At 54.6% G+C, this 5,953-nt stretch carries 2 tRNA genes and 3 rRNA genes; all 5 read right to left on the reverse strand.

The window, feature by feature from the left end:
- Positions 1-49: 49 nt before the first annotated feature.
- Positions 50-164, reverse strand: a 5S ribosomal RNA gene (rrf, locus tag ACTOWJ_RS29305).
- A gap of 175 nt (positions 165-339) precedes the next feature.
- A 23S ribosomal RNA gene (locus ACTOWJ_RS29310) occupies positions 340-3,203 on the reverse strand.
- Positions 3,204-3,460: 257 nt separating this feature from the next.
- A tRNA-Ile gene (locus ACTOWJ_RS29315) sits at positions 3,461-3,537 on the reverse strand.
- A gap of 19 nt (positions 3,538-3,556) precedes the next feature.
- Positions 3,557-3,632: transfer RNA gene (locus ACTOWJ_RS29320), tRNA-Ala, on the reverse strand.
- Between the two features lie 103 nt (positions 3,633-3,735).
- Positions 3,736-5,280: ribosomal RNA gene (locus ACTOWJ_RS29325) — 16S ribosomal RNA — on the reverse strand.
- The 16S, 23S and 5S rRNA genes sit together here with 2 tRNA genes alongside, the layout of an rRNA operon.
- Positions 5,281-5,953: the final 673 nt, after the last annotated feature.

The following is a 5,953-nucleotide window of genomic DNA, read 5'->3' on the forward strand; positions in this document are numbered from 1 at the left end:
GCCCAAAGAAAAACGCCGCAACCAATGGTTGCGGCGTTTAGGGTAAAGCCCCTGGCGATGACCTACTCTTGCATGGCTTAAGCCACACTACCATCGGCGCATATGCGTTTCACTTCCGAGTTCGGGATGGGATCGGGTGGTTCCACACAGCTATTATCACCAGGGAGAGGGTGGAGGGTCGCAGGTCTCGATGGATTGAGTTGCGCTCACGCTCACGTGGGATTGCTTCGGACGGAATAGTGCCCGTCGTCGGCGAATAAGTTGGAATGTAGCGAGTCAGTGTTTTGTTGGGAACGTCTTTAGACGTGTCACATAGAGACCAAGGCAACTTGAGGTTATATGGTCAAGCCACACGGATCATTAGTACAGGTTAGCTCAATGCATTGCTGCACTTACACACCCTGCCTATCAACCACCTAGTCTTGATGGTTCCTTTAGGGGACTTAAAGTCCCGGGAGATCTCATCTTGAGGCGCGCTTCCCGCTTAGATGCTTTCAGCGGTTATCGCTTCCGAACATAGCTACCCGGCAGTGCCACTGGCGTGACAACCGGAACACCAGAGGTTCGTCCACTCCGGTCCTCTCGTACTAGGAGCAGCCCCTCTCAAATCTCCAACGCCCACGACAGATAGGGACCGAACTGTCTCACGACGTTCTGAACCCAGCTCGCGTACCACTTTAAATGGCGAACAGCCATACCCTTGGGACCGACTACAGCCCCAGGATGTGATGAGCCGACATCGAGGTGCCAAACACCGCCGTCGATATGAACTCTTGGGCGGTATCAGCCTGTTATCCCCGGAGTACCTTTTATCCGTTGAGCGATGGCCCTTCCATACAGAACCACCGGATCACTAAGACCTACTTTCGTACCTGCTTGATCCGTCGATCTTGCAGTCAAGCACGCTTATGCCTTTGCACACAGTGCGCGATGTCCGACCGCGCTGAGCGTACCTTCGTGCTCCTCCGTTACACTTTGGGAGGAGACCGCCCCAGTCAAACTACCCACCATACATGGTCCCCGACCCGGATAACGGGCCCAGGTTAGAACGTCAAGCACGACAGGGTGGTATTTCAAGGATGGCTCCACCACAGCTAGCGCCATGGTTTCATAGCCTCCCACCTATCCTACACAGACGAACTCAACGTTCAATGTAAAGCTATAGTAAAGGTTCACGGGGTCTTTCCGTCTTGCCGCGGGAACGCTGCATCTTCACAGCGATTTCAATTTCACTGAGTCTCGGGTGGAGACAGCGCCGCTGTCGTTACGCCATTCGTGCAGGTCGGAACTTACCCGACAAGGAATTTCGCTACCTTAGGACCGTTATAGTTACGGCCGCCGTTTACTGGGGCTTCGATCAAGAGCTTCGCCTTGCGGCTGACCCCATCAATTAACCTTCCAGCACCGGGCAGGCGTCACACCCTATACGTCCACTTTCGTGTTTGCAGAGTGCTGTGTTTTTGATAAACAGTCGCAGCGGCCTGGTCACTGCGGCCCCCCTCAGCTATTAACCGTGGAGGGCGCACCTTCTCCCGAAGTTACGGTGCTATTTTGCCTAGTTCCTTCACCCGAGTTCTCTCAAGCGCCTTAGAATTCTCATCCTGCCCACCTGTGTCGGTTTACGGTACGGTCTGCGTAAGCTGAAGCTTAGGAGCTTTTCCTGGAAGCGTGATATCGGCAGCCTAGCCCTAATGGGCCGGTCCTTAGTCTCAACGTTGCTCCCCCGGATTTGCCAAAGGGAACCGCCTCAACTCTCTCACCAGGACAACCAACGCCTGGCCTGCCTAACCTTCTCCGTCCCTCCATCGCACTTACGCGAGGTGCAGGAATATTAACCTGCTTCCCATCGACTACGCTTTTCAGCCTCGCCTTAGGGGCCGACTCACCCTGCGTCGATTAACGTTGCGCAAGGAAACCTTGGGCTTTCGGCGTGCGGGCTTTTCACCCGCATTATCGTTACTCATGTCAGCATTCGCACTTCCGATACCTCCAGCAGACTTCTCAATCCACCTTCAACGGCTTACGGAACGCTCCTCTACCGCGCATACAAAGTATGCACCCCAAGCTTCGGTTTATCGCTTAGCCCCGTTAAATCTTCCGCGCAGACCGACTCGACCAGTGAGCTATTACGCTTTCTTTAAAGGGTGGCTGCTTCTAAGCCAACCTCCTGGCTGTCTGTGCCTTTCCACATCGTTCACCACTTAGCGATAAATTTGGGACCTTAGCTGTGGGTCTGGGTTGTTTCCCTTTTCACGACGGACGTTAGCACCCGCCGTGTGTCTCCCGGATAGTACGTACTGGTATTCGGAGTTTGCCATGGTTTGGTAAGTCGCAATGACCCCCTAGCCATAACAGTGCTCTACCCCCAGTAGTATTCGTCCGAGGCGCTACCTAAATAGCTTTCGAGGAGAACCAGCTATCTCCGGGTTCGATTAGCTTTTCACTCCTAATCACACCTCATCCCCGTCTTTTGCAACAGACGTGGGTTCGGGCCTCCAGTTGATGTTACTCAACCTTCACCCTGGGCATGACTAGATCACCCGGTTTCGGGTCTACTGCCCGCGACTATGCGCCCTTATCAGACTCGGTTTCCCTTCGCCTCCCCTATACGGTTAAGCTTGCCACGAACAGTAAGTCGCTGACCCATTATACAAAAGGTACGCAGTCACCCTTGCGGGCTCCCACTGCTTGTACGCACACGGTTTCAGGGTCTATTTCACTCCCTTCACCAGGGTTCTTTTCGCCTTTCCCTCACGGTACTGGTTCACTATCGGTCGGTCAGGAGTATTTAGCCTTGGAGGATGGTCCCCCCATGTTCAGACAGGGTTTCTCGTGCCCCGCCCTACTCGATTTCATCGCATCAGCCCCTTCGCATACAGGGCTGTCACCTTCTATGGCCGAGCTTTCCAACTCGTTTTGCTGAAGCTGATGCAACTTAAGGGCTAGTCCCCGTTCGCTCGTCACTACTTAGGGAATCTCGGTTGATTTCTTTTCCTCCGGGTACTTAGATATTTCAGTTCTCCGGGTTCGCTTCCAGCAGCTATGTATTCACTGCAGGATACCTATTGCTAGGTGGGTTTCCCCATTCGGACATCGCGGGATCAATGCTTATTGCCAGCTCCCCCGCGCTTTTCGCAGGCTGTCACGTCCTTCATCGCCTCTGACCGCCAAGGCATCCACCGTGTGCGCTTATTCGCTTGACCATATAACCCCAAGTTGCCTCAGAATTACACGGGTCCAGGGGTACAAAGCCCAGACTCGAATATAACGACTCAATTAATAAAGTGTCTTTCGACACTCGCCTTAGCCTCTACGACACGTCATGGACATTCCGTCTCAAAACGCTCGCTACATTCCAGTTTTCAAAGAACACTGAAAAGGCTTCAGCGCCTTTCCAGTTTCAAATCTTTATGTGTGCGCAATTCAGATGTCTTGTCGTTCGCTCTAGCTTTCGCCAGGGTGGTGGGTCTGGGAGGACTCGAACCACCGGCCTCACCCTTATCAGGGGTGCGCTCTAACCACCTGAGCTACAGACCCAATGTTGCTACTGGCCAAGTGGTGGAGCTTGTCGGGATCGAACCGACGACCCCCTGCTTGCAAAGCAGGTGCTCTCCCAGCTGAGCTAAAGCCCCATCGAAACGGGACGACTCCGCAATCGGCCTGTGCCGATCGGGAACTCTGAATGCAGGTCACTTGTGCGGACGTCCGACGAGCAATTTGCTGTCTTTAGTCTCTAAAGGAGGTGATCCAGCCGCACCTTCCGATACGGCTACCTTGTTACGACTTCACCCCAGTCATCGGCCACACCGTGGCAAGCGCCCTCCCGAAGGTTAAGCTACCTGCTTCTGGTGCAACAAACTCCCATGGTGTGACGGGCGGTGTGTACAAGGCCCGGGAACGTATTCACCGCAGCAATGCTGATCTGCGATTACTAGCGATTCCGACTTCACGGAGTCGAGTTGCAGACTCCGATCCGGACTGAGATAGGGTTTCTGGGATTGGCTTGCCCTCGCGGGTTTGCAGCCCTCTGTCCCTACCATTGTAGTACGTGTGTAGCCCTGGCCGTAAGGGCCATGATGACTTGACGTCATCCCCACCTTCCTCCGGTTTGTCACCGGCGGTCTCCTTAGAGTTCCCACCATTACGTGCTGGCAACTAAGGACAAGGGTTGCGCTCGTTGCGGGACTTAACCCAACATCTCACGACACGAGCTGACGACAGCCATGCAGCACCTGTCTCACGGTTCCCGAAGGCACCAATCCATCTCTGGAAAGTTCCGTGGATGTCAAGGCCAGGTAAGGTTCTGCGCGTTGCATCGAATTAAACCACATACTCCACCGCTTGTGCGGGCCCCCGTCAATTCCTTTGAGTTTCAGTCTTGCGACCGTACTTCCCAGGCGGCGAACTTAACGCGTTAGCTTCGATACTGAGAGCCAAGTTGCTCCCAACATCCAGTTCGCATCGTTTAGGGCGTGGACTACCAGGGTATCTAATCCTGTTTGCTCCCCACGCTTTCGTGCCTCAGTGTCAGTGCTGGTCCAGGGTGTCGCCTTCGCCACAGATGTTCCTCCCGATATCTACGCATTTCACTGCTACACCGGGAATTCCACACCCCTCTACCGCACTCTAGTAAGCCAGTTTCCAATGCCATTCCCAGGTTGAGCCCAGGGCTTTCACATCAGACTTAACAAACCACCTACGCACGCTTTACGCCCAGTAATTCCGAGTAACGCTTGCACCCTTCGTATTACCGCGGCTGCTGGCACGAAGTTAGCCGGTGCTTATTCTTCCGGTACCGTCATGACTCGAGGTTATTAACCTCAAGCTTTTCTTTCCGGACAAAAGTGCTTTACAACCCGAAGGCCTTCTTCACACACGCGGCATGGCTGGATCAGGCTTGCGCCCATTGTCCAATATTCCCCACTGCTGCCTCCCGTAGGAGTCTGGACCGTGTCTCAGTTCCAGTGTGGCTGATCATCCTCTCAGACCAGCTACGGATCGTCGCCTTGGTGGGCCTTTACCCCGCCAACTAGCTAATCCGACGTCGGCTCATCTATCTGCGTGAGGCCTTGCGGTCCCCCACTTTCACCCTAAGGTCGTATGCGGTATTAGCGTAAGTTTCCCTACGTTATCCCCCACAAATAGGCAGATTCCGACGTATTCCTCACCCGTCCGCCACTCGCCACCCAGAGAGCAAGCTCTCCTGTGCTGCCGTTCGACTTGCATGTGTTAGGCCTGCCGCCAGCGTTCACTCTGAGCCAGGATCAAACTCTTCACTTAAATGTTTCGATTCCAGCCTTGCGGCCTTCATCAATGCTTTGAGTGCAGACTTCGTTCCAGGCCCAATTACTCAAATAGCATTTGCATGCTGCTTTAAATCTTTGGACTCTGTTACGAACGTCTGCAAGATGGACAACCATCCACTCGCCAGACGCCCGCACAAGTCACCTGCGCACACTGTCAAAGATCATCGGAAGTCGGCCTCAGCGCCTGTCCCGTTGCCCGTCACCGAAGTGCCCGAGCGAGCCGCACACTATACAGCAGTTTTCGTGAACGTCAACACCTGTTCCCGAATCTTTCTGCTACTTCCCGACTCGCCTTTCACTCCGTTTTTCCGAAGCGTCCGTCTCACCGGGCCGCGCATCTTACAGCATCGTTTCGAACCGTCAACCACCTGTCGAAACCGACGCCTTCCGCATCCCCACCAACCCTGAAATCCGTCGATCGGGCCGCGCATCCTACCGCATGTTTCCGACTCGTCAAGAACTCATCGAAACCGCCGTTTTCTGCGCCCCGTCAACCACTTATCCGGTCTGCGGGCCGCGCATCTTACAGCATCGTTTCAAGCCGTCAACCACCTGCCCAAACCGCTGCCTTCCGCGCGTCCCTGCGACCGAACAACCGGTCAGCGGGGCCGCGCATTATGCAGATGCGCATGGGGTTGGGGAAGGGG

It is taken from the genome of Lysobacter sp. CA199, from assembly GCF_052078715.1.
Classification (GTDB): Bacteria; Pseudomonadota; Gammaproteobacteria; order Xanthomonadales; family Xanthomonadaceae; genus Lysobacter.